25 protein-coding genes are annotated in these 21,373 nt (G+C 66.7%); 11 read left to right on the forward strand and 14 right to left on the reverse strand.

From position 1 onward, the window contains the following. Nucleotides 1–187: 187 nt before the first annotated feature. Complete coding sequence (locus HNR60_RS10955; protein WP_184257308.1) at nt 188–2,353, forward strand: L,D-transpeptidase family protein; 2,166 nt, start codon at nt 188–190, stop codon at nt 2,351–2,353. A gap of 54 nt (nt 2,354–2,407) precedes the next feature. Here the strand turns inward: HNR60_RS10955 and HNR60_RS10960 are convergent, their stop codons facing one another. Further along, complete coding sequence (locus HNR60_RS10960) at nt 2,408–2,752, reverse strand: DUF1036 domain-containing protein (protein WP_184257310.1); 345 nt, start codon at nt 2,750–2,752, stop codon at nt 2,408–2,410. A 2-nt stretch (nt 2,753–2,754) separates the two neighbouring features. Beyond that, complete coding sequence (locus HNR60_RS10965) at nt 2,755–2,979, reverse strand: hypothetical protein (protein ID WP_184257312.1); 225 nt, start codon at nt 2,977–2,979, stop codon at nt 2,755–2,757. Nucleotides 2,980–3,383: 404 nt separating this feature from the next. On the opposite strand from HNR60_RS10965, the gene HNR60_RS10970 reads away from it, so the two are divergent. Beyond that, nucleotides 3,384–5,009 carry a peptidoglycan L,D-endopeptidase MepK gene (locus HNR60_RS10970; protein WP_184257314.1) on the forward strand — a complete coding sequence of 542 codons (1,626 nt, stop codon included), beginning with the start codon at nt 3,384–3,386 and terminating at the stop codon, nt 5,007–5,009. A 666-nt stretch (nt 5,010–5,675) separates the two neighbouring features. Beyond that, the gene (locus tag HNR60_RS10975) at nt 5,676–6,518 is read left to right on the forward strand and encodes an alpha/beta fold hydrolase (protein WP_184257315.1); all 843 of its coding nucleotides are present in this window, start codon (nt 5,676–5,678) and stop codon (nt 6,516–6,518) included. A 176-nt stretch (nt 6,519–6,694) separates the two neighbouring features. On the opposite strand, the gene HNR60_RS10980 is transcribed toward HNR60_RS10975, so the two are convergent. After that, the gene (locus HNR60_RS10980; protein ID WP_011474386.1) at nt 6,695–6,964 is read right to left on the reverse strand and encodes a DUF2312 domain-containing protein; all 270 of its coding nucleotides are present in this window, start codon (nt 6,962–6,964) and stop codon (nt 6,695–6,697) included. 392 nt (nt 6,965–7,356) lie between these two features. Here HNR60_RS10980 and HNR60_RS10985 point away from each other — a divergent pair, with 392 nt between their 5' ends. Next, nucleotides 7,357–7,950, forward strand: coding sequence for a DUF1036 domain-containing protein (locus HNR60_RS10985; RefSeq protein ID WP_184257317.1), 594 nt, complete (start codon nt 7,357–7,359; stop codon nt 7,948–7,950). Then, a complete protein-coding gene (gene pyk / locus HNR60_RS10990) occupies nt 7,947–9,374 on the forward strand; it encodes a pyruvate kinase (protein WP_184257318.1) in 1,428 nt (475 codons plus the stop codon). The genes HNR60_RS10985 and pyk overlap by 4 nt, the downstream gene beginning before the upstream one ends. 9 nt (nt 9,375–9,383) lie before the next feature. Here pyk and HNR60_RS10995 read toward each other — a convergent pair whose 3' ends face one another. Continuing rightward, on the reverse strand, nt 9,384–10,265 hold the full coding sequence (locus HNR60_RS10995) for an SDR family oxidoreductase (protein ID WP_184257320.1): 882 nt from the start codon (nt 10,263–10,265) through the stop codon (nt 9,384–9,386). Nucleotides 10,266–10,366: 101 nt separating this feature from the next. Here HNR60_RS10995 and HNR60_RS11000 point away from each other — a divergent pair, with 101 nt between their 5' ends. Continuing rightward, nucleotides 10,367–11,206, forward strand: a complete 840-nt coding sequence (locus HNR60_RS11000) for a helix-turn-helix transcriptional regulator (protein ID WP_184257322.1) — start codon at nt 10,367–10,369, stop codon at nt 11,204–11,206. Between the two features lie 235 nt (nt 11,207–11,441). Here the strand turns inward: HNR60_RS11000 and HNR60_RS11005 are convergent, their stop codons facing one another. The 7 genes from HNR60_RS11005 to HNR60_RS11035 form a co-directional block, all read right to left on the reverse strand. After that, nucleotides 11,442–11,867 (reverse strand): OsmC family protein, encoded by a 426-nt coding sequence (locus HNR60_RS11005; RefSeq protein WP_184257324.1) that lies wholly within the window; start codon nt 11,865–11,867, stop codon nt 11,442–11,444. Between the two features lie 58 nt (nt 11,868–11,925). Continuing rightward, nucleotides 11,926–12,882, reverse strand: coding sequence for an alpha/beta fold hydrolase (locus tag HNR60_RS11010; protein ID WP_184257326.1), 957 nt, complete (start codon nt 12,880–12,882; stop codon nt 11,926–11,928). A gap of 345 nt (nt 12,883–13,227) precedes the next feature. Continuing rightward, nucleotides 13,228–13,887 (reverse strand): tetratricopeptide repeat protein, encoded by a 660-nt coding sequence (locus tag HNR60_RS11015; RefSeq protein WP_184257328.1) that lies wholly within the window; start codon nt 13,885–13,887, stop codon nt 13,228–13,230. A 114-nt stretch (nt 13,888–14,001) separates the two neighbouring features. After that, nucleotides 14,002–14,127, reverse strand: a complete 126-nt coding sequence (ykgO, locus tag HNR60_RS11020) for a type B 50S ribosomal protein L36 (protein WP_011501819.1) — start codon at nt 14,125–14,127, stop codon at nt 14,002–14,004. 476 nt (nt 14,128–14,603) lie between these two features. Next, complete coding sequence (locus HNR60_RS11025) at nt 14,604–15,575, reverse strand: tripartite tricarboxylate transporter substrate binding protein (protein ID WP_184257330.1); 972 nt, start codon at nt 15,573–15,575, stop codon at nt 14,604–14,606. 23 nt (nt 15,576–15,598) lie between these two features. Continuing rightward, nucleotides 15,599–16,048, reverse strand: coding sequence for a MaoC family dehydratase (locus tag HNR60_RS11030; RefSeq protein ID WP_184257332.1), 450 nt, complete (start codon nt 16,046–16,048; stop codon nt 15,599–15,601). 10 nt (nt 16,049–16,058) lie between these two features. Further along, a complete protein-coding gene (locus HNR60_RS11035; protein ID WP_184257335.1) occupies nt 16,059–16,532 on the reverse strand; it encodes an FAS1-like dehydratase domain-containing protein in 474 nt (157 codons plus the stop codon). Nucleotides 16,533–16,635: 103 nt separating this feature from the next. Here HNR60_RS11035 and HNR60_RS11040 point away from each other — a divergent pair, with 103 nt between their 5' ends. Together HNR60_RS11040 and HNR60_RS11045 are read left to right on the forward strand one after the other, a co-directional pair. Beyond that, nucleotides 16,636–17,406, forward strand: coding sequence for an IclR family transcriptional regulator domain-containing protein (locus tag HNR60_RS11040; protein WP_184257337.1), 771 nt, complete (start codon nt 16,636–16,638; stop codon nt 17,404–17,406). A 93-nt stretch (nt 17,407–17,499) separates the two neighbouring features. Beyond that, nucleotides 17,500–17,970 carry a YbaK/EbsC family protein gene (locus HNR60_RS11045; RefSeq protein ID WP_184257339.1) on the forward strand — a complete coding sequence of 157 codons (471 nt, stop codon included), beginning with the start codon at nt 17,500–17,502 and terminating at the stop codon, nt 17,968–17,970. Nucleotides 17,971–18,019: 49 nt separating this feature from the next. Here HNR60_RS11045 and HNR60_RS11050 read toward each other — a convergent pair whose 3' ends face one another. The 3 genes from HNR60_RS11050 to HNR60_RS11060 all read right to left on the reverse strand — a co-directional run bounded on the left by HNR60_RS11050 (nt 18,020) and on the right by HNR60_RS11060 (nt 19,269). Beyond that, the gene (locus tag HNR60_RS11050; RefSeq protein ID WP_184257342.1) at nt 18,020–18,310 is read right to left on the reverse strand and encodes a hypothetical protein; all 291 of its coding nucleotides are present in this window, start codon (nt 18,308–18,310) and stop codon (nt 18,020–18,022) included. Between the two features lie 428 nt (nt 18,311–18,738). After that, nucleotides 18,739–18,987: a hypothetical protein gene (locus tag HNR60_RS11055; protein WP_184257344.1), complete on the reverse strand. Its 249-nt coding sequence runs from the start codon at nt 18,985–18,987 to the stop codon at nt 18,739–18,741. A 57-nt stretch (nt 18,988–19,044) separates the two neighbouring features. After that, on the reverse strand, nt 19,045–19,269 hold the full coding sequence (locus HNR60_RS11060) for a hypothetical protein (protein WP_246432904.1): 225 nt from the start codon (nt 19,267–19,269) through the stop codon (nt 19,045–19,047). Between the two features lie 161 nt (nt 19,270–19,430). Between HNR60_RS11060 and HNR60_RS11065 the strand changes: the two genes are divergently transcribed. Genes HNR60_RS11065 through HNR60_RS11075 form a run of 3 tightly spaced genes read left to right on the forward strand, consistent with a single transcriptional unit; the run spans nt 19,431 to nt 21,367 of the window. After that, complete coding sequence (locus HNR60_RS11065; protein WP_184257346.1) at nt 19,431–20,798, forward strand: lipopolysaccharide biosynthesis protein; 1,368 nt, start codon at nt 19,431–19,433, stop codon at nt 20,796–20,798. Between the two features lie 48 nt (nt 20,799–20,846). Further along, nucleotides 20,847–21,080, forward strand: a complete 234-nt coding sequence (locus HNR60_RS11070; RefSeq protein WP_184257349.1) for a hypothetical protein — start codon at nt 20,847–20,849, stop codon at nt 21,078–21,080. Continuing rightward, nucleotides 21,077–21,367 carry a type II toxin-antitoxin system RelE/ParE family toxin gene (locus tag HNR60_RS11075; RefSeq protein WP_184257351.1) on the forward strand — a complete coding sequence of 97 codons (291 nt, stop codon included), beginning with the start codon at nt 21,077–21,079 and terminating at the stop codon, nt 21,365–21,367. The genes HNR60_RS11070 and HNR60_RS11075 overlap by 4 nt, the downstream gene beginning before the upstream one ends. Nucleotides 21,368–21,373 lie beyond the last annotated feature (6 nt).

Here is a 21,373-nt window from a genome sequence, read left to right on the forward strand (position 1 = left end):
GCAAAAACCTCGGGACGCTTGTCTCGAAGTTTCTTGTCAGTTTGTCGTGAGGATCTCTGCGCCGCGCTGGCCGCTTCGGCGGGGTGTGGTAATCCTTGATGAATCACAGCGGCCCGCCGCGGCTGTCAGCAACGTTCAATAGCGAGGAACTGTCCATCACGGGCAGCTCACCCAAGGGGTGCGATGAATGCGAGATGATTCCAATGGCCGCCGCGGATTCGACCGCGTCCTGATCGCTGTCGCGGCGACCTTCGTCACGCTGTCCGCCGGCTCCGCTCTGGCGCAGTCCGCCCCGGAGCGCAGCCCTTCGGATCTCGCCATCGATGCCGCCGTGCCGATGCCCGAGCCCGCCAACCTGCCACCGCCGTCGATCGGCGACTTCAAGATCGACACCCCCGACACCACCGCCTCGGTCACGCCGGCCACCGCCGTCGAGGCGCCGAAACTGGACGCCGCCGCGACCAGCGCTCCCGCCGCGGCGCCGGAACCCGCCGCTCCGGCCGCCAGCGCCACCGCGCCCGCCGTCGAGCCGGCCAAGGATGCGATCGCCAAGGAGATCGCGAAGGACAGCCTGTCCGGCGAGCCCGCCAAGCAGCAGGCCGCCGAGCCGTCGGCCGAGCCCGCCAAGACCGCCAGCGCCGTGGCGCCGGCCGACCAGCCGGTCGCCGACAAGCTGCGCGAGCTGCTCGGCGCCAAGTCGAGCCGCTATTTCGACCGCAAGGGCGAGCGCGCCGCGGTCGAGAAGTTCTACACCGCGCGGGATTTCGCGCCGCTGTGGACCCAAGCCGGTGCCGCCACGCCGGTGGTCGGCAGCGTCGCCGCGCGGCTGAAGGATGCCGCCGCCGACGGCCTCAACCCCGCCGACTATCCGCAGCCGGATTTCGCCGCCGCGACCTCGCCCGAGGCTTTGGCCGAGGCCGAGCTGAAGTTCACCGCCAGCGTGCTGGACTATGCCCGGCAGGCGCAAAGCGGCCGGATGCATTGGTCGCAGGTCTCCGGCGACATCCAGTATCCCGAACACCCGATCGATCCCGCCGAGGTGCTGGCCAACGTCACCACCGCCAAGGATCCGTCCGCGGCGCTGGCGAGCTATAACCCGCCGCACAAGATGTATCGGCAATTGAAGGCCAAGCTCGCCGAGCTGCGCGGCCAGGGCGATGGCCCCGGCGCGATCCAGATCGCCGACGGCCCGACGCTGAAATACACCGCGGCGCGCAAGAAGCAGGCCGCTGTCGAGGTCGACGATCCGCGGGTGCCGCAACTGCGCGCCAAGCTCGGCATCAGCGAAAATCCCGACAGCACCCGCTACGACGCCAAGGTCGCCGAAGCGGTGCGCAAATTCCAGGACGGCGCCGACCTCAAGGAGACCGGCGTGCTCGACGAGCGCACCGTCAAGGCGCTGAACAGCCCGAAGAGCGACCGCCAGATCGACACCGTGATCGTCAACATGGAGCGCTGGCGCTGGCTGCCGCGCGAGCTCGGCGCGCCGGCGCTCGGCGACGCCTATGTGATCCTCAACATTCCCGACTACACGTTGAAGGTGATGCAACACGGCGCCCAGGTCTGGACCACCCGCGTGGTGGTCGGCAAGCCCGGCAATCACGCCACGCCGCTTTTGACCGAGACGATGAAGTACATCACCGTCAACCCGACCTGGAACGTGCCGCCGTCGATCATCTACAACGAATATCTGCCCGCCCTGCAGCAGGATCCGGGCGTGTTGGACCGCATGGGCCTGAAGCTGGTGCGCAACCGCGACGGCTCGATCCACATTTCGCAGCCGCCCGGCGAGCGCAACGCGCTCGGCCGCATCCGCTTCAACTTCCCGAACAAATTCCTGGTGTATCAGCACGACACCCCGGACAAGAACCTGTTCTCGCGCGACGCCCGGGCGTTCAGCCATGGCTGCATGCGGGTGCAGAACCCGGATCAGTACGCCGCGACGCTGCTCAGCATCGCGATGCCGAACGAGCGCTACACGCCGGAGAAGATCCGCGGCATGTACGGCAAGAGCGAGATCGACCTGAAATTCGCCACCCCGATCCCGGTCAACCTCACCTACCAGACCGCGTTCGTCGACGACGCCGGCAAGCTGCAGGTCCGCAAGGACATCTACGGCCGCGACGCCGCGATGCTGGCGATCCTGCGCAACCCGAAGGGCAAGGATTTGGAGAACGTGGTCGCCCACGCCCAGCCGAGCTACGCGCGGCCGCGCGCCGACATTCCGCAGGGCGTGGCGTTCAACGACGGCGCCGGCAATGCCGAACCATCGTTCTTCGAGCGGCTGTTCGGCGCGCCGAGCGCACCGCCGCCGGCCAACCGCCGTCCGCAGCGCAACGTGTTTACCCGGTAACCAAGGCCTTCGAGGTTTCGGCGATGCACTCGCCGAAACCTCGGCACGTCGCGGTCAGTTCAGATTGATGGTGCCGGTCCAGGGCCAGCCGGCGTTGGTCACGGTGATCAAACGCATCCCGACGTCGTCGGCCTGGGTCGACGACGTGTTCCAGCACCAGTCGAATGCCTGCAACGGCACCGGCGTGTGATAAGAGCCGGACCAGTGGCTGCCGTTGTCGGCCTCGGCATAGAAGGTCGAGTATTTGTTTGTGGTCCATAGCACGGTGGCAGCCTGTCCCGGCTCGATCTTCCACCAGCCCTTCTTGGCCCAGTCACCGCCGTCGCGGCAGTTCGGGCTGTAATATCCGACAGCCACCCAGACGCGACTGCCGTGGTGATTGGCGAAACGCAGCCACATGGTCAGCCTCCCTTTTCCAGCTTCTCGCGCAGCCGCGAGGTCAGCGAGGTTTTCGGGGCGGGACCGCGTGGGGCCGGCGGCAACAAAGCCGGCGCCTCTCCGCGCTTTTCGGTGATCTCGTGCTCGAGGTGTCCGGATTTGTGATCACCGATCACCTTGTCGTCCAGTTTTGGATTCGCGGGACGGAAGCTCACCGTCGCCGCGATCTCCGGCTCGTCGTGTGCCATTGGTCGTCTCCTTGCGGTTCTCCACCCTCCGCAAAGCTACGCCCGCATGACGATTGTCGTCAATAAAACACGCGCATTAGGCGCATCGCGGGCGACGAGGGCCCTGGGACGATCCCGAGGCCGAGGCCCGGGCCGCTCGCCGATCGGCGCCGCGTTAATCCGAATACCCGAGCGAATCCAATGATTACACCGGCGGCCCCGCGGCCAGCATTAACCATCCTCCATCCTCGCTTCGGCACCGGGCTATTTTTCGCCACACTCGACAGGCTAGGTTAAGCCTAACGGAGGGTGGGGCGTAGTTTTCAATTAACCCTCCTGCTTTAAGACCGCATTCATCCTGTTCTCCACGCTACGGGGTTTCGGGGTTCAGGTTTGTCGCTGGTCATTTTGGGGTGGGTTCATAGGTGCTGGCTCGATTCGCACGCCGTTTCCTGACGCTCACAACATCCCGCGCCGCTGTTCAGGCCGGCATGGCGTCGCTGCTGCTTCTCGCCGGCGCGGGCTCCGTCCACGACGCCACCGCGCTGGGCGATAGCCGCACCCTCACCTTCCACCACACCCATTCCGACGAGAACCTCACCGTCACCTTCAAGCGCAACGGCCGTTACGACGAGGCCGCGCTGCAGCAGATCAACCACTTCCTCCGCGACTGGCGCAGCCAGGACCAGACCACGATGGATCGCCGGCTGTTCGACATCCTCTGGGAAGTCTACCGCGACGTCGACGGCAAGCAGCCGATCCAGATCATCTCCGCCTACCGCTCGCCCGCCACCAACGCCATGCTGCGCCGCCGCTCCTCGGGCGTTGCCCGCGCCAGCCAGCACATGCTCGGCCACGCCATGGATTTCTACATTCCCGGCGTGCCGCTGGAGCAGATCCGGTTTGCGGGGCTGCGGCTGCAGCGCGGCGGCGTCGGCTTCTATCCGACCTCCGGCTCGCCCTTCGTGCATCTCGACACCGGCAGCATCCGGCACTGGCCGCGCATGAGCCACGATCAGCTGGCGCGGGTGTTCCCCGACGGCCGCACCGTGCACGTGCCGTCCGACGGCAATCCGCTTCGCGGCTATCAGCTGGCGCTCGCCGACGTCGAGAAGCGCGGCAACCCGTCCGACGCCGCCGGCAGCGGCAAGAGCAACTTCCTGGCCTCGCTGTTCGGCAAGGGCAAGTCCAGCAACGACGAGGATGACGAAGGCGGCGCCGCCCCGACCGTGGTGGCCAGCGCCGACAACGCCTCCCCGGTCGGCCTGATGGCCGCCGCCCCCGGCAACATCAAGAACGCCGTGGTCAAGATCATCGATTCGGTGCCGCTGCCGCGCGCCAAGCCCGCGCTGGCCCCGGTGCAAATGGCATCCGCCGACCTGCCGCCGGCGCCGGTCGCCAAGCCCGCCGCCGCCAAGGCCGAGGCGGCCAAGCAGGACCCGAGCAAGCCGCAATCGCCCGCCGACATCATCAACGCCCGCGGCTTCTGGGACGACATGCCGGCGACCAAGCAGGCCACCCCGGCCCAGGTCGCCGCGATCAGCGCCCGCCAGGCGCTCGCCGCCGCCGATCCGCAATCCACCGCGACGATTTCCGAGGGCGCGATGCAGGCGATGGCCTATGCGCCGCCGCCGGCCGAGCGCGCCTCGGTGGTCGCCGCCAGCGCGCCGCTGCCGCGCAGCGTCCGCCCGGCCGCGCCGGCGCGCCACGCGATGGGCGTCAACGCCGGCACCACGGTGGTCGCCAAGGGCCAGCGCGGCGTCGGAGTCGTGGTCGCCACCTCGTCGCGGCTCGCCGCCGCCGCGGTCAAGGACAACGACGTCTGGATGCGCGCGATGATCCTCGCGCCGAGCGCCTCGACCATGACCTCGACGGTGTTCGGCGACACCGACCTCACCATCCTGCGCGCGCATTTCAGCAAGCCGCAGGCAGCGGTGGCGATGGCGTTCGCCGACGATCCGCAGTCCGGGATGCAGTGCGAGCGCTTCACCGGCGCCGCGGTGGCGCCGCTGTCGACCACGCCGTTCATGCGCACCGCGGCGCTGCGCTGAGCTAGCTATCGCGGGCGGCGTTCCGGTCGCCCGCCTAACTCCCCCCGCGCCTGGATGCACCTGCGCCTGACTGCACCTGCGCCTGGATGCACCTGCGCCTGACTCCCCTCCTCCCATCCCCACCCACCGCCGTCATCCTGAGAAACCCGGCGAAGCCCGCAGGGCGAAGCCGGGTGTCTCGAAGGATGGCCGCGGGCGCGGAGCCCGCCGCGCGTCTCGCAGCCGCATCCTTCGAGGCCCTCGCTTTGCTCGGGCGCCTCAGAGCCTGACCGAAAAAGTAGCGCGCAAAACCAGGGGTTTGTCATTGCGAGCCGAGGGCGGCGCGCAGCGCCGGCCGAACAGCGAAGCAATCCAGGGGCCTCACGCGGAGCCCTGGATTGCTTCGTCGCAAGAGCTCCCCGCAATGAAGCATTTAATGCCTGACTCCATTGATCGCTTTTTGAGTCGGACTCTCAGGACGACAACTCAGAAATGGGTCGTGGGGAGCACGGCTCGTGCAGCGCGCTGTCACATGGGTTGGACCTGATTGCGTCAAGATGCGGCGTGCGGTGCACAGCGCTGGACCATGCCGTGCGTGAAGTTTGGCCTGGAGAACGACGCGCCATTTGGCATGATCCAGCTGCGACGACGAGTTGACCCAACGGAAAAGCCAGAAGGGAAGAGCGAATGAGCAGCGGATTCATCAAGACCAATGACGGCGTCGAGATCTACTACAAAGATTGGGGTCCGAAACAGGCGCAGCCGATCGTATTCCATCACGGCTGGCCGTTGTCGTCCGACGACTGGGACGCGCAGATGCTGTTCTTTCTGGCGCAGGGCTACCGCGTCGTCGCGCATGACCGCCGCGGCCACGGCCGCTCGGCGCAGGTCGACAGCGGCCACGACATGGATCACTACGCCGCCGACGCCTCCGCGGTCGCCGAAGCGCTCGACCTCAAGAACACGGTCAATATCGGGCATTCGACCGGCGGCGGCGAAGTCGCGCGCTACGTCGCCAAGTTCGGCGAACCGCAGGGCCGCGTCGCCAAGGCGGTGCTGGTCAGCGCGGTGCCGCCCTTGATGCTGAAGACCGCGGCCAATCCCGGCGGGCTGCCGATCGAAGTGTTCGACGGTTTCCGCAAGGCGCTCGCCGACAATCGCGCGCAGTTCTATCTCGACGTCGCCGGCGGGCCGTTCTACGGCTTCAACCGGCCGGGCGCAGCAGCCTCGCCGGGCGTCGTCAACAACTGGTGGCGGCAGGGCATGATGGGCGCCGCCAACGCGCATTACGACGGCATCAAGGCGTTTTCCGAAACCGACCAGACCGACGACCTCAAGGCGATCAGCGTGCCGACGCTGGTGCTGCACGGCGAGGACGACCAGATCGTGCCGATCGACGATTCAGCGAGGCTGTCGGTCAAGCTGTTGAAGAACGGCACGCTGAAGACCTATCCGGGTTTTCCGCACGGCATGCTGACGACCCATCCGGACGTCCTGAATGCCGACCTGCTGGCGTTCGTGAAGGGCTGAGCGGCCGACCTCATGCAAGCCGAACATTGCGCGTGACAAGATTGGCGCGTGACGAGAGTGGCGCGTAAGGAGTGAGACACTCAAAGGTTTGCCCGCAGCGCTTGAGGCGCTGCGGGCAACAACAATGACGCCGGGCGTCGGTTTATTGCAATCGATCGGAATCGCTGCGCGATCCCTCACAGCATGCCGAGCGCCTGCATGTAGGTTTCCAAAATGGTCTCCTGCTCGGCGCGCTCGTTGGCGTCCTGCTTGCGCATCCGCACGATGGTGCGCAGCGCCTTGACGTCGTAGCCGTTGCCCTTGGCCTCGGCGTAGACGTCGCGGATGTCGTCGGAGATCGTCTTCTTCTCTTCTTCCAGCCGTTCGATGCGCTCGATGATGGCCTTGAGCTGATCCTTCGCGAATTGCGTCGCGGGCTCTTCCTTGACGGCGGCAGACGTGGCCATCTCGTACTCCTGATGTGACTGTTGGATTGCGGGTCGCTTGTATCGCGCCTCGCGGCGAAGCGACACTCAAAAGTGCGGCCGCGGTGGTCAACAGTGATCGCACGCATCCACAGCGATCCACAGCGCTTGCCGGCCGGCGGCGCCGCGCGATTGCAGAATCACCGCGCCGCAGCCCACGGGTTCCGGCCGGGTTGCGCGGCCGCCGCCGGCATGGTTTGCTCCGACGCCGCCGCCGGGCATTGACGTCATTGCCGGCGTTGTCACAGATTTTGCCATATCGCGGGGTTAAAGCTGCCGCGGCCGATTTCGACGCGGCCCGACCGGATGCCGTGACCTTGACAGCAGCCGACGGGCCAAGCGAAATCCTTGAGGGTTTGATATAGCTTGACCGTATGACCGCAGAAGATTCTCACCGCCACTCGTTTTCGCAGTCCCGCCTCGGCATCGCCCTGATGCCGGCGCTGGCGCTCGCCATGTTGGGTCTCTCCATCAACTCCGCGGCGGCGGATTTCCGCCTCTGCAACAACACCTCGAGCCGCGTCGGCATCGCGCTGGGCTATAAGGACGCCGACGGCTGGACCACCGAAGGCTGGTGGAACGTGGCGTCGCGCAGTTGCGAGACGCTGTTGCGCGGCACGCTGGTGGCGCGGTTCTATTACATCTACGCGCTCGACTACGACCGCGGCGGCGAATGGTCGGGACAGGCTTTCATGTGCTCGCGCGACAAGGAATTCACCATCAAGGGCACCGACAACTGCCTGGCGCGCGGCTTCGACCGCACCGGCTTCTTCGAAGTCGACACCGGCGAACAGCGCGCCTGGACGGTGCAGCTCACCGAAAGCAGCGAACAGAATACACAACGGCTGCCGGGCATGCCCGGCGCTCCCGGTCCAGGGACGCTCCCGGGAATGCCGAACTCACAGGGTGGAACGCCTCCGGGCGCGTCTGGTCTGTCTCCAGATGCTGTCCCGGGAAGCAAGCCATGAGACGCCTTCGACGAATCAAGATTCTCGCCACGCTGGGTCCGGCGTCCTCCGACGTTGCGATGATCCGCAAATTGTTCGAAGCCGGCGCCGACGTGTTCCGCATCAACATGAGCCACACCTCGCACGACAAGATGCGCGAATTGGTGAAGGCGATCCGCAGCGTCGAGAGTAGCTACGGCCGGCCGATCGGCATCCTGGTCGATCTGCAGGGGCCGAAATTGCGGGTCGGCATGTTCGGCGGCGGCGCCATCCAGCTCAACAATGGCGCCACCTTCGTGCTCGACTCAAGCAAGGAGCCCGGCGACGCCACCCGGGTGCAGCTGCCGCATCCGGAGATTCTTTCGGCGCTGAAGGTCGGCGACGCGCTGCTGCTCGACGACGGCAAGGTGCGGCTGATCTGCGAGGAAGCCTCGCCTGAGCGCGCGGTGACCCGCGTGGTGATCGGCGGCAAGATGAGCGACCGCAAGGGCGTCAGCCTGCCCGACACCGACCTGCCGGTGTCGGCGATGACGCCGAAGGACCGCGCCGATCTCGAAGCCGCGCTGGAAACCGGCATCGACTGGGTCGCGCTGTCGTTCGTGCAGCGCGCCGAGGACGTCAGCGAAGCCAAGCGGATGATCCGCGGCCGCGCCGCCGTGATGGCGAAGATCGAAAAGCCGCAGGCGATCGACCGGCTGCCGGAGATTCTCGAAGTCGCCGACGCGCTGATGGTGGCGCGCGGCGATCTCGGCGTCGAACTGCCGCTGGAGCGGGTGCCGAGCCTGCAGAAACAAATGACCCGGATGGCGCGGCGCGCCGGCAAGCCGGTGGTGGTCGCCACGCAGATGCTGGAATCGATGATCACCAGCCCAGTGCCGACCCGCGCCGAAGTCTCCGACGTCGCCACCGCGGTCTATGAAGGCGCCGACGCCATCATGCTGTCGGCGGAATCCGCCGCCGGCAAATTTCCGGTGGAAGCGGTCTCGACCATGAACCGGATCGGCGAAGAGGTGGAGCGCGACCCGATCTATCGCGGCGTGGTCACCGCGCAGCGTCCGGATCCGGAAGAAACCGCCGGCGACGCCATCGCGGGTGCGGCGCGGCAGATCGCCGAGACGCTGGATCTGTCGGCGATCATCTGCTGGACCAGTTCGGGCTCGACCGCGCTGCGGGTGGCGCGCGAGCGGCCGAAGCCGCCGGTGGTGGCGATCACGCCGAACATCGGCACCGGCCGCAAGCTGTCGGTGGTGTGGGGCGTGCATTGCGTGGTGGCGGAGGACGCCCACGACCAGGACGACATGGTCGACCGCGCCGGCTCGATCTCGTTCCGCGACGGCTTCGCCAAAGCCGGCCAGCGCGTCATCATCGTGGCCGGCGTGCCGCTCGGCACCCCCGGCGCCACCAACATGGTGCGGATCGCCTATGTCGGGCCCGGGGATGCGTAGCGCTAAGGCTCAGCGCGCCGCGTAGTAGCCGGGCTGATCGATGTCGGCGAGCAGGTCCGGCCCACTCGGCGTCCAGCCCAGCACCGCCTTGGTGTGCGCGCTCGACGCCGGCATGTCGGCGGCCGCGAAGTCTGCGAACCAGCCGAAATGCTCCGGCCCGCGGGATTCCACCGGCACGCCGAGCCTTCGCCCGATCACCGCGGCGATCTCCTTGAACGCGATGCCTTCATCGGCGATCGCGTGATAGGCCGCCTCGGTGGCGCCCTGCTCCAGCGCCAGCCGATACAGCCGCGCGGCGTCGAGCCGGTGCACGCCGGGCCAGCGGTTGAGCCCCTCGCCGACGTAAGCCGACACGCCCTTGTCGCGTGCGATGCCGATCAGGATCGGAATGAAGCCGTGGTCGCCCTCGCCATGCACCGACGGCGCCAGCCGGACGGTGGCCGCCCGCACCCCGCGCTCGGCCAGTGCGCGGGCGGTCGCTTCGGACTGGCGCGGGTAGTTCGGCCCGCGCTCCGGCACGTCCGCCTCGGTCGCGAGCCGGCCCGGTGCCAGCAATGCGACGCCGGAGGTCACGATCAGCGGCCGGCTCGATCCCGACAGCGCCCCGCCCAGCGCCTCGATGGCGCGGGCATCCTGCGCGGCGTTCTCGGCGAACTTGCTGAAGTCGTGGTTGAACGCGGTGTGGATCACCGCGTCGGCAGCGGAGGCGGCGTCGCGCAGCACGTCGAGATCGTCGAGCGTGCCGTGCAGCACCTCGGCGCCGGTGGCGGCAAGCGCCGCCGCCTTGTCCTTGGAGCGGCTGAGGCCGGTCACCTGATGGCCGTGACCGATCAATTCGTCGACGACCGCCGAGCCGACCCATCCGGTCGCCCCTGTTACGAATACGCGCATGTTGATCTCCCACTTTTGTTTGGTGAGAATTTGTAGCAGCTGCGATATCGTATTAAAGTAGTGACGTTATCCCGGTATAATGACTAACAGGATACACGGCGATGCCCGAAGCCAATCCGCTGGGGAGCTATCTGAAGAACCGCCGCACCAAGCTCGATCCGGCGGCGCTGGGCTTTGCCGGCGGCCGGCGGCGGACTCAAGGGTTGCGCCGCGAGGAAGTGGCGCAGCGCGCCAATATCAGCGCCACCTGGTACACTTGGCTGGAGCAAGGCCGCGGCGGCAATCCCTCCGCCGATGTGCTCGACCGCATCGCCCGTGCGCTGACCTTGACCGCGGTGGAGCGCGAGCACCTGTTTCTGATCGGCTTGGGCCGCCCGCCCGAGGTGCGTTATCGCGGCGTTGACGCGATCACGCCGCGACTGCAGCGGCTGCTCGACACACTCACGTTCAGCCCGGCGATCGTCAGAACGCCGACCTGGGACGTCGTGGCCTGGAATCGCGCCGCCGCGGCGGTGCTCACCGACTACGGCAAGCTGCCGCCCGACCGGCGCAACATCTTGCGAATGATCTTCTGCGATCCCGGCGTCCGCGACCGGCAATTGGACTGGGACACCGTGGCGCGCTTCGTGGTCGCGAGCTTCCGGATCGACGCGGCGCGCGCCGGCGCCGACACCGAGGTCGCCGCCTTGGTCGAGGAACTCAGCCAGGCGAGCCCGGAATTCGCCGCGATGTGGCGCGAGAGCGACGTGCAGAGCCACGCCGGCGGCGTGAAGCAATTGCTGCATCCGGACGTCGGGCCGATCCGCCTGGAGTTTTCCGGCTTCGCGGTCGATGGTCGGCCCGACCTCAGCCTGATCGTCTACAATCCGGCAACGCCGGCCGACCGCAAACTGGTCGAGTCGTTGATCGAACGGTTGCCCGTCGAAACCAAGGCGGACTAAACGACTTCTCGAGTTGGATTGATGCGCGTCAAGATCCCAAGGCCGTCATTCCGGGGCACGAGCAGCTTCGCTGCGAGTGAGCCCGGAATCCATAACCACCGCAGCGGTTATGGATTCCGGACTTGCTCGTTCTTCGAACTCGCAATCCGGAATGACGACTGCATGTGGGTTGGATGCTTCGATCCCAACCGAAAATGCTCGAAGTCCGCCCTGGTCGCGGAATCAGTTAGCGGAGTCAGCCCAGCTTGGCGTCCAGCGTGATCTTGGTGTTGAGCAGCTTCGACACCGGGCAGCCGGCCTTGGCCTTGCCGGCGAGATCCTGGAAGGTGGCGTCGTCGGCGCCGGGGATTTTCGCGATCAGCGTCAGATGCACCGCGGTGATCGAAAAGCCGTCGCCGTCCTTCTCCAGCGTGACGTCGGCCTTGGTCTCCATCTGCTCGGCGGTCAGCTTGGCTTCGCCGAGAATCAGCGACAGCGCCATGGTGAAGCAGGCGGCGTGCGCGGCGCCGATCAGTTCTTCCGGATTGGAGCCGGGCTTGCCTTCGAAGCGGCTGGCGAAGCCGTACGGGTAATCACTCAGCGCGCCGCTCTTGGTCGAGATCGCGCCCTTGCCGTCCTTGATGCCGCCCTGCCATTTCGCCGATCCGTAGGTGGTGCTCATGTCGCTCTCCTGATGAGTGAGTTGGTAGTTGATGCGGCGCCGCGTTCGGCGCCGGGGACTATTGCAGAACCGCCGCTTTCGGCCGCGCCGCGGCGATCATCGCGTCGATCTCGCGGACCACCAGGCCGGGCGCGGCATACTGCACCATATGCCCGACATTTGGCAGCACGATGAGTTTTGCGTGCGGCACCGCCGCGACGAACGGCCGGGAATGGATCTCCAGCGACGCGATGGTGTCGGCGTCGCCATGCAGCGCCACGGTCGGCACCGCGATCTGCGGATAGCGCGACACCTGCGCGCGCACCGCCTCCTTCAAGCCGACCAGATCGATGGCATTGGCGCGGAACTCCTGCGGCCGCAGCAACAGCGGCGTGGCGCTGGCCTCGACGAAATTTTCCGGCATCGGCTGCGGCGCGAACGCGGTGCGGGCGCCGGGCGTCACCAGAGCGAGCCCGATCGGCAGCGTGATGGTATGCGCCAATAGCGGGCCGATCAGCGGCGTGGCGATGATCTTGTTGTAGCTGCCAACCCCGCCGACCCATGGATGCGTCACCGGCGCCAGCATCACCAGCCCGGCGACCCGCTTGGGATGGTTCAGCGGCATCAGCGCGCCGAGCGCGCCGGCCAGCGAATGCACCACGATGATGGCGCGGTCGACGCCGAGCTTTCCCAGCGCCTGGTCGATCATCGCCGCCTGGGCGGTCGGCGAGGAAGTGCCGTCCTCGACGCGCGGGCTGAAGCCATGGCCGGGGCGGTCGATCAGAATCACCCGATGGGTCGCCGCCAATTGATCGCCGAGCGGCCGCATCGAACGCAGATTGGCGCTGGCGCCGTGGATCAGCACGATCGCCGGCCCCGCGGCGTCGCGCGGCCCGAGGTCGACGACATGCAGCGCGCCGCCGTCGACCGCGATGATCTCGCCGTCCGGCGCATAGCGCCGCTCCAGCCACGCGGTGCCGACCAGGGTGGCCAGCGCGAGAACCGCCAGCGTCGCCAGCGTCAGCATGATGATCATCGGCAATGTCCGGGAGGATTGCAGCACCCAGAGAATACGTCGCAGCGCAGCAAAGGTTTCGATCTGTTGCGTTCGACACAAAACGGCTCGTCATTCCGGATTGCGGTTCGTCACGGCTTTGGTGGACCGGGTGGGAGAATAAATCATGAAAACGTGCCCCGGACGCAGCGCACTGCGCCGCGTTTGCGGCGTGGTGCGCTGCAGAGCCGGGGCCGTTACGGAACGCGGCGCTTGGAACGGTCCCGGCTCGCTGCGCAGCGCAAGGGCGCTGCGTAGCGTCCGGGACACGCGACCTCGTTCGCGTGCGTTCTCTTGCAAGTTCGCAAATGAGCAATCGCGGACGCGCTAGATATCCCGGCCCTCGACCTTTTCGGTCAGGGTCTTGACCAGATCCGGCACCTTGTCGAGGTGCGGATTGACCGCCAGCGCCTTGCGGTAGGCGTCGAGCGCGCGCTTGTCGTCGCCGAGCTCCTGCATGATCATGCCGAGCCCGGCCAGCGCCCCGAAATGCCGCGGCTCGCGCACCAACACCTGCTCGATGTCGTGCAGCGAGCGGTCGTAATCGTTCTGCAGGTAATACACCGTGGCGCGCCGGTTCCAGCCCTCGAGATAGTCCGGGCGCAGCTTCACCACCGAATCGAGCAGCTTCAGCGCCACCGCGGTGTTGCCGGCGTCGAGCGCGGCCTTGGAGCGGGTCATCAGCAGCGCGGTGGTGTCGCTGGAGGTCTGCGCCCACAGCGCCCAGATTCGCGCCTCGACGTGCTTGGCGCTGGCGTCGTCCGGGGCGGCCTTCAGCGCGCCGAACAGGAAATCCAGCCCGCGGCCGCGGTCGGCGCCGACCTTGGGCAGCTTGGCCGGCGGCTCGGGCAGTTTCTTCAGCTCTGGCGAGGACGGATGACGCTGCGCCTGGGCGCGATCAGGCGACAACGCCCACGTCGCGGCGAGCAATGCCGCAACCAGCAGGACGGGGCGGATCAGGAATGCGGCCGAATGTCTCGATGCCATCGGCAAAGTCTAGCGGCGTGCGCCAGGCAAGCAAGCGCGCGCGGCGTCAAACCGCCGTGATCGGTCGAATCGGTCGGGATAAGAGCAATCGAGGCTGACGCGAAGCGTCGGCGATCAACCCTGGCGGGCCTTGAAGCGGCGCTGCACCTTGTTGATCACATAGATGCGGCCCTTGCGGCGCACCAGGCGGTTGTCACGATGGCGGGAGCGCAGCGACTTCAGCGAGTTACGGACCTTCATGAGACAATCCTGAGCGTTTGAAAGGCCGTGTGCGACAGGCCGAAAGCAGCGAAAACGGGCTTAATCCCGATGGCGGGGTGCCGCCCGAGACAGCCGGTTTCTAAGCCATCCGACGCCGGACTGTCAATCCGAACGGCACAATTACGCGCCGCAACCGACGTTTTCCCCTGCGGCTGCGCAAGCGTGGTTTCGAGATCGACGACCTCTCCGCGTCATGGCCGGGCTTGTCCCGGCCATCCACGGAAACGGGCAAGGCGTCGCTTGTGGGCGTGGATGGCCGGGACAACCCCGGCCACGACGTGGTGGGCGAAGCGCCTCATCACCGACACCCGCTTGCGGCCGGGTTCCTGAAATCAGGCGCTGACCACGCCAAGCGAAGGCGGCGTCGCGCGGCGAGATCGGCCCCTGCGCTCCAGCAAACCCAGCCTCACGCCAGCAAGGCGAAACTCACTCCGGCGAAACGCATCTCACTTATCTCACTCCGGCGGCACGTTGGCGGCTCGGACCACGCCGTTCCACTTCTTGATTTCGCTGTCGACGAAGCTTGCAAACGCAGCGCCGGTCAGCGTGCCCGGCTCGGCCGACAACGTCGCGAATTTCTGCCTTGTGTCGGACGCCGCCAGGATCTTGGTCATCGCCGCCACCAGCCGCTGATAGGCCGGATTGTCGTGCGCCTGCGGCATGTACAGCCCGAACCAGCCGATCGACTCGAAGCCCTTCAGCCCGGACTCGTCCAGCGTCGGCACCTCGGGCAACGCCGGCGCGCGCGTCAGCGTGGTCACCGCCAGCACCCGGATCACGCCGCCCTGCGACGCCGGGATCACCGTGGTCAGCGCGTCGAACATGATCGGGATGTGACCACCGATCAGATCGTTCATCGCCGGCGCCGCGCCCTTGTAGGGGATGTGCACGATGTCGACGCCGGCCATCTGCTTGAACATTTCGCCGGAGAGATGGTTGGCGCCGCCGATCCCGGTGGAGCCGAACGAGTACTTGCCCGGCTCCTTCTTCGCCATCGCGATCAGCTCCTGGACGTTCTGCGCCGGAAAATCCTTGGTGACGATCAGCGCGTTCGGGACCGAGGCCACCATCGCGATCGGCGAAAAGTCCTTCTGGGTGTCGTAAGGCAGCTTGCGGTACAGGCTGGGATTGATGACGTGGTGGGTCGCGGTCAACAACAGCACGCTGCCGTCCGGCTCCGACTTCGCCACCGCGTCCGAGCCGATGGTGCCGGAGGCGCCGGCGCGATTCTCCACCACCGTGGTGACGCCGAGTTCGTCGCCGAGATATTTGGCGACGAAGCGGGCGAGGATGTCGGTGGCGCCGCCGGCCGGGAACGGCACCACGATCTTGATCGACTTTACGGCAAACGGCTCCGCGGCGCCGGCGGTCGATCCGCCGAACCCCGCCAACACCAACGCCAACAGCAGCCACACCAGCTTCTTCATTCCCACCCTCCGAACGCGCCCGCTTAGCGAGGCTGCGCCTCGTGCGGGAATTCCACCATCGCCTCGCCGCTGGCGATATTTTCGCCGTGCTGATTGCGGACCAGCACCTCGATGATAACCCAGCGCGAGCGTTCCGTCGTCTGTTTTGACGTGATGATGCCCTGCGGGCGAATGGTATCGCCGGGCCGCACCGGCTTCAGCCAGCGGGTTTCCAGCCGCCGATGCACCGCGCCGGCGGGATCCGCCCAATCCGTCAGCATGCGGCTGATCAGCCCGAAATTGTTCATGCCGTGCATGATGATGCCGCCGAAATTGGTCTTGCCGAAATTGCCCTTCATGTAGTCGTCGTCGAGATGCAGCGGGTTGTAGTCGAGCGAGCCGTCGCAAAACAGCCGGATCGATTCCCGGCTGACCGCGAATTCCGGGCCGTCGATTTCGTCGCCGGCGGCAAGCATGTCGAAGCTGGTGGTCATCGGCGCACTCCTATTTCGGCCGGATGGTGTGGCCGCGGCCGGAACAGATCACCTCGCCGTGCTGGTTGAAGAACACGTTGTCGTGCACCACGAACAGCCGCTCGCGGCGGATGAATTTGTCGAGCGCGCGGGCCTGCAGCGTGATGGTATCACCCGGCCGCGCCGGGATGTTGTAGCTCCAGGACTGCCCGGCATTGACGGTGCCGGGCGTGCGCATCCAGTCGTCGGCCGGGGTGCAGGCGAACATCAGCAGGATGTGGATCGACGGCGGCGCGATCAGTCCGCCGTAGCGCGAGGCGAGCGCGTAGTCTTCGTTGAAGTACAAGGGATTGGTTTCGCCGACCGAGCGGCAATACAGCTCGATGGCCTGCCGGGTGAGCACGTAGGGCAGCGTCTTGCGCGCAACCCCGGGCATAATATCGTCCCAGACTTTCCGTAAATTTGCGTCTTTCCAAAAATCCGTTTCGAAAGCCTGCTGCAACATGCGCCTCCTCGTCTGATCGCCACGCGAACTTTTTCGTCGATTTATGTAAATACTGCGATTATAACTTCCTGCTGACAAGCGTTCTTACCGAGGGGACTTGAGTATGGCCAAGGAAAGCGACGGATTCGTCCGCGCCATCGCGCGGGGATTCTCGGTGGTGGAAGCGTTGGGACGGCCGCCCGGCCGCCACACGCTGTCCGAAGCCGCAGTCGCGTCGGGGCTGAACCGCGCCACCGCGCGGCGCATGCTGGCGACGCTGGTGGCGCTGAATTACTGCGAGGTCGACGGCCGTTACTTCAGCCTGCGGCCGCGCGCGCTGGGGCTCGGGCTGTCCTATCTCAACGCGCTGCCGTATTGGGGCTACGCGCAGAGCGCGCTGGAAGATCTGCGCAACGAGATCGGCGAATCCTGCGCGCTGGCGGTGCTCGACGAGGACGAGATCGTCTATGCGCTGCGGCTGCCGGCGCGGCGCATCCTGTCGGCCAATCTCGGCATCGGCAGCCGGCTGCCGGCGCATGTGGTGTCGCTCGGCCGGGTGCTGCTTGCGGCGCTGCCGCCCGACAAATTGCAGGCCTATCTGGCGAAAGCGCCGCTGCAGAAACTGACGCCGCGCACCATCGACGACCCGGCGACCTTGCAGGCGCAACTGCAGCGCACCCGCGAGCAAGGCTACGCCTGGATCGACGGCGAGCTCGATCCGGCGATCTGCGGCATCGCGGTGCCGGTGCGCGATCATCGCGGCACCGTGGTGGCGGCGGTGAGCATCAACACCATCTCCGGCGCGATCGACGAGGACGGCGCCAAGCAGCGCTTCCTCACCGCGCTGCGCCGCACCGCGCAGGACATCCAGAGCCAGACCGCGGCGGCGGCGTAGGCACGATCGCGCGTGCGGTCGCGCGCTGTTCGGCGGCGGCTTTGTCCGCGCGCTCTCCCTTGGTCACGTCTGCAGAGTGTTGAAACTGGAACTATGAGCCTCGAGTCCGTTCGCGCCTACTTCGCTGCCCAGGCCCCCGACATCGTCGTGCTGGAATCCGCCACCAGTTCGGCGACGGTGGCGCTCGCCGCCGAGGCCCATGGCGTGGCGCCGGCGGAGATCGCCAAGACGCTGTCGCTGCGGGTCGGCGAGCGGGTGTTTCTGCTGGTGACGAGCGGCACCGCGCGGCTCGACAACAAGAAGGCCAAGGCTGTGTTCGGCGGCAAGGTGAAGATGCTCGGCGCCGACGAAGTGGCGGCGATCACCGGCCACGAGGTCGGCGGGGTCTGCCCGTTCGGCCTGACATCGCCGCTGCCGGTGTATTGCGACGTCTCGCTCAAAGCGTTCGATATCGTGGTGCCGGCGGCCGGCTCGACCCACAGCGCGGTGCGGATCGCGCCGCAGCGGATGGCGCAACTGACCGCCGCCGAATGGGTCGATGTCTGCGAGATCCAACCGGCCTGACAGCAGCGCGGGGCCCGCAGGCCCCGCGATCGTTCGAACGATCAGTTGCTCACCAGCGGCGCCAGCCGTGGCGATAGCCCCACGGCCGATGCATGCGCGGCCCGTAGAACCGCGGACCACCGAAGCGCGGGCCATAACCGTAAGCGCTGTAGTAGTTCGGCCGCCACCAGCAGCGCCCCCAGGCATTGCAGACGTAGCGCACCTGGTCGACTTGGGCGGCCGGGCCGCTCAGTGCATTGGCGGCATTCGGCAGTCCGTTCGGCATCGCCGAGGCCGCGCCCGAGGACAATGCGAGGCCGCCGATGGTGGCGAGGGCGGCGAGCGCGAGTTTCAGTTTCATCGAATTTTCCTCCTTCGATTCCAAACCGTTCGCAAGCCTAAGCCGCCGTGGCTGAACGACGCCTGACCAACCGATTCATCTTGATGAATTGTTGGTAAGATCAGCGCGGGCCCGCAGGCGGCCTGCTGCGAGGGCTGCCAACGCGCCCGCCGCAATCCGCGTTCCATGCGGAAAGCGGGACGCGACATGCGGCGCGACGTTAAGGTTTGGTTTAGATTTGCGGCGCGGCGAGTCGAAGGGTCGGCGTCTCGCGCGTCGCCACGATGGCTCGCTCGCGCTCGCAAGGCCTTTGGGATCTGCGTCAGAAATTGCGACGGCCAAGCGCGGCGAACCACCGGGAAAAGCTCCCGGCTTGCTGCTGGATTTCGCTTCGCTCATCCAGGCTACGAAGACTACGAAGCCGCGCCGAAGACCGCCGTGCCGGTCGCCTACAGCCCGCTGAGGTCGCTCGGCACATCGCCGAACGCCCGCAGCAGCACCGCGTCGGAGAATTCACCCAGCATCGGATCGCCGCTGCGGCTGAACGCCACCGCGCCGATATGGCCCTCGGCGCGCGACAGCACCTCGGCGCGCATGATCGCCGCGTGGGCGCTGGTGCATTCGGTGCCCTCGCGCGCCACCGGCCCGTCGTCATCCAGCGCGAACGGCAGCGCCACGTAGTACGTCACATCCGCCATTGTCGAGCTCCTTCACTTGTCGCCTTCACGCGCCGTGTTGCGGCCCGCGCCGGACCCTCACGTCGACTCGCCCGGCGCTCCGACCGCGCCGCCGTGCCGGCCGCGGGCGAAGCCGCGCGACACCGCGGCGTTGCACTGCCCGAGCTCGAATTCGAGATACTCGTTGGCCAGGATCAGCGCCCGGATGGTCGAGCGCAGATCCCCGCCACAGGCGGCGATCGCGGCGTCCGCCGCGTCGTCGAGCCGGTCGGAGATCGCTTCGTTCGCAGCAGAATCAGGCATCGGTCGGTCCATCGTCAGGCCGAGATATTGTTCCCGTTTTGTTCCGGAGTCAACCCGGCTCCGCGCCCGCAGACCCGTCCAACCCTCTTTTAACGTCTGCTTGCTAAAACCGAACCTCGCGGTTTCGGCCAACGGCCCCGGCCACCTGAGGGTTTTGCGCTTTGGCTCTCATGGAAGCTCGTTCAGCCTCCCCGCTCGCCGGCCTCAAGGCGCGGTTGCGGGCGATGTTCGGCGGCGGCGACGACGCCTCGCTGACCAACCGGCTGGCCGGCACCATCTTCATCATCCGCGTCATCAGCGCCGCGCTGGCGTATCTGTCGCAAGTCCTGCTGGCGCGCTGGATGGGCGGCTCGGACTACGGCATCTACGTCTATGTCTGGACCTGGGTGCTACTACTCGGCAGCCTGCTGGATTGCGGCATCGCGGTCGCGGCGCAGAAGATCATTCCGGAATATCGCGCCGCCGGCGCCGACGCGCTGCTACGCGGCTTCCTCTCCGGCAGCCGCTGGGCGACGCTGGCCGCCTCCGCCGCGATGGCGCTGGCGCTCGCCGGGCTGGTGCGCCTGCTGTCGCCGTGGATCGATCCGCCGACCATGGTCCCCCTGTACATCGGCTGCCTGACGTTGCCGGCCTTCGTGGTCGCCAACACCCAGGACGGCATCGCCCGCTCGCACGACTGGATGCGGCTGGCGCTGATGCCGCAATTCATCATCCGGCAATCGCTGATCATCGGCTTCACCGCTGGCGCCGTGGTGCTCGGCTTTCAGCTCGGCGCGGTCGCTGCGATGGTGGCGAGTTGCGCCGCGGTGTGGATCGCGATGGCCGGCCAGCTGATCGCGCTGAACCGCCGGCTCAAAGCCGTGGTCGAGCCCGGCCCCAAGGCCTATGAATTTCGCGCCTGGCTGAAGACCTCGCTGCCGATCATGATGGTCGAGGGCTTCTACCTGCTGCTGTCCTATATCGACGTGCTGGTGCTGCAGCATTATCGCTCGGCCGAAGAGGTCGGCGTGTATTTCGCGGTGATCAAGACGCTGGCGCTGGTGTCGTTCATCCACTACGCGATGTCGGCGGTCACCGCGCATCGGTTCAGCGAATATCACACCAGCGGCGACAAGGCCCGGCTCGCCGCCTATGTCAGCCACGCCATCAAATGGACGTTCTGGCCGTCGCTGGCCGCGACCGTCGTGCTGCTGGCGATGGGCAAGCCGCTGTTGTGGCTGTTCGGGCCGCAATTCGTCGCCGGCTACGACATCATGTTCATCGCCGCGATCGGCCTCGTGGTGCGCGCCGCGATCGGCCCGGTGGAGCGGCTGCTCAACATGCTCGGCCAGCAGAATCTCTGCGCGCTGGCCTATGCGCTGGCGTTCGCGATGAATCTCGTGCTGTGCATCGCGCTGGTGCCGCGGTTCGGCGGCCACGGCGCCGCCGCCGCCACCTCGCTGGCGCTGACCTTCGAGACCGCGCTGCTGTTCTGGATCACCCGCCAACGGCTCGGCCTGCACGTGCTGGCGTTCGGCAAGAGGGGGTAGGACGGGCGAAGACTGGTTCGACATCCCTCCCGATGATATAATGGTCGGATGAGCAAAGCCGACCTCGAACTTCTGCTGCAGCGCGTTCAGACCTGGCCGGAGGCGGCTCAGGAGGAATTGGTCGCGGTCGCCAACCAGATCGAAAACGAACTCAAGCGTGATCACTATGTCGCGACGACTGACGAGTTGCGGGTGATTGACGCGGCGGCGGCTTCGATCGACGCTGGCGAAGCCGCGACCGGCGCGGAAATCGAGGCGGTGTTCGCAAAATTCCGACCATGAAGCTGGTCTATTCGCGGCGCGCACTGGCTGATTTGGACAACATCGCCGCCTACTACCGCGAACGCGCGAGCCCGGCAGTTGCCGGATCCATCGGCCTGCAATTGACCCGCACCATTGAGCGGATCGTGCAAACGCCGGCCGCAGCCCCTCGCATCTCGCAACGCTCCCGGATCCGGGTGGCCGCGGTGGTCCGCTATCCGTACAAAATCTTCTATCGCACCCGTGATGATACGGTCGACATTTTGCACATCCGACATACTTCGAGGCGTCCCTTCGAGGCCGATTAGTCCGCA

This window comes from Rhodopseudomonas rhenobacensis (genome assembly GCF_014203125.1).
Taxonomy (GTDB): domain Bacteria; phylum Pseudomonadota; class Alphaproteobacteria; order Rhizobiales; family Xanthobacteraceae; genus Rhodopseudomonas_A; species Rhodopseudomonas_A rhenobacensis.

Coding starts and splice junctions, on each gene's coding strand:
- HNR60_RS10980 (WP_011474386.1), bottom strand. CDS start 6,964: ATGGCCACGTCTGCCGCCGTCAAGGAAGAGCCCGCGACGCAATTCGCG.
- HNR60_RS10960 (WP_184257310.1), bottom strand. CDS start 2,752: ATGTGGCTGCGTTTCGCCAATCACCACGGCAGTCGCGTCTGGGTGGCT.
- HNR60_RS10985 (WP_184257317.1), top strand. CDS start 7,357: ATGACCGCAGAAGATTCTCACCGCCACTCGTTTTCGCAGTCCCGCCTC.
- HNR60_RS11025 (WP_184257330.1), bottom strand. CDS start 15,575: ATGAAGAAGCTGGTGTGGCTGCTGTTGGCGTTGGTGTTGGCGGGGTTC.
- HNR60_RS11015 (WP_184257328.1), bottom strand. CDS start 13,887: ATGGCATCGAGACATTCGGCCGCATTCCTGATCCGCCCCGTCCTGCTG.
- HNR60_RS11030 (WP_184257332.1), bottom strand. CDS start 16,048: ATGACCACCAGCTTCGACATGCTTGCCGCCGGCGACGAAATCGACGGC.
- HNR60_RS10995 (WP_184257320.1), bottom strand. CDS start 10,265: ATGCGCGTATTCGTAACAGGGGCGACCGGATGGGTCGGCTCGGCGGTC.
- HNR60_RS10975 (WP_184257315.1), top strand. CDS start 5,676: ATGAGCAGCGGATTCATCAAGACCAATGACGGCGTCGAGATCTACTAC.
- HNR60_RS11040 (WP_184257337.1), top strand. CDS start 16,636: ATGGCCAAGGAAAGCGACGGATTCGTCCGCGCCATCGCGCGGGGATTC.
- HNR60_RS11060 (WP_246432904.1), bottom strand. CDS start 19,269: ATGCCTGATTCTGCTGCGAACGAAGCGATCTCCGACCGGCTCGACGAC.
- HNR60_RS11075 (WP_184257351.1), top strand. CDS start 21,077: ATGAAGCTGGTCTATTCGCGGCGCGCACTGGCTGATTTGGACAACATC.
- HNR60_RS11005 (WP_184257324.1), bottom strand. CDS start 11,867: ATGAGCACCACCTACGGATCGGCGAAATGGCAGGGCGGCATCAAGGAC.
- HNR60_RS10965 (WP_184257312.1), bottom strand. CDS start 2,979: ATGGCACACGACGAGCCGGAGATCGCGGCGACGGTGAGCTTCCGTCCC.
- HNR60_RS11000 (WP_184257322.1), top strand. CDS start 10,367: ATGCCCGAAGCCAATCCGCTGGGGAGCTATCTGAAGAACCGCCGCACC.
- HNR60_RS11050 (WP_184257342.1), bottom strand. CDS start 18,310: ATGAAACTGAAACTCGCGCTCGCCGCCCTCGCCACCATCGGCGGCCTC.
- HNR60_RS11055 (WP_184257344.1), bottom strand. CDS start 18,987: ATGGCGGATGTGACGTACTACGTGGCGCTGCCGTTCGCGCTGGATGAC.
- HNR60_RS11010 (WP_184257326.1), bottom strand. CDS start 12,882: ATGATCATCATGCTGACGCTGGCGACGCTGGCGGTTCTCGCGCTGGCC.
- HNR60_RS11035 (WP_184257335.1), bottom strand. CDS start 16,532: ATGTTGCAGCAGGCTTTCGAAACGGATTTTTGGAAAGACGCAAATTTA.
- ykgO (WP_011501819.1), bottom strand. CDS start 14,127: ATGAAGGTCCGTAACTCGCTGAAGTCGCTGCGCTCCCGCCATCGTGAC.
- pyk (WP_184257318.1), top strand. CDS start 7,947: ATGAGACGCCTTCGACGAATCAAGATTCTCGCCACGCTGGGTCCGGCG.
- HNR60_RS11070 (WP_184257349.1), top strand. CDS start 20,847: ATGAGCAAAGCCGACCTCGAACTTCTGCTGCAGCGCGTTCAGACCTGG.
- HNR60_RS11045 (WP_184257339.1), top strand. CDS start 17,500: ATGAGCCTCGAGTCCGTTCGCGCCTACTTCGCTGCCCAGGCCCCCGAC.
- HNR60_RS10955 (WP_184257308.1), top strand. CDS start 188: ATGCGAGATGATTCCAATGGCCGCCGCGGATTCGACCGCGTCCTGATC.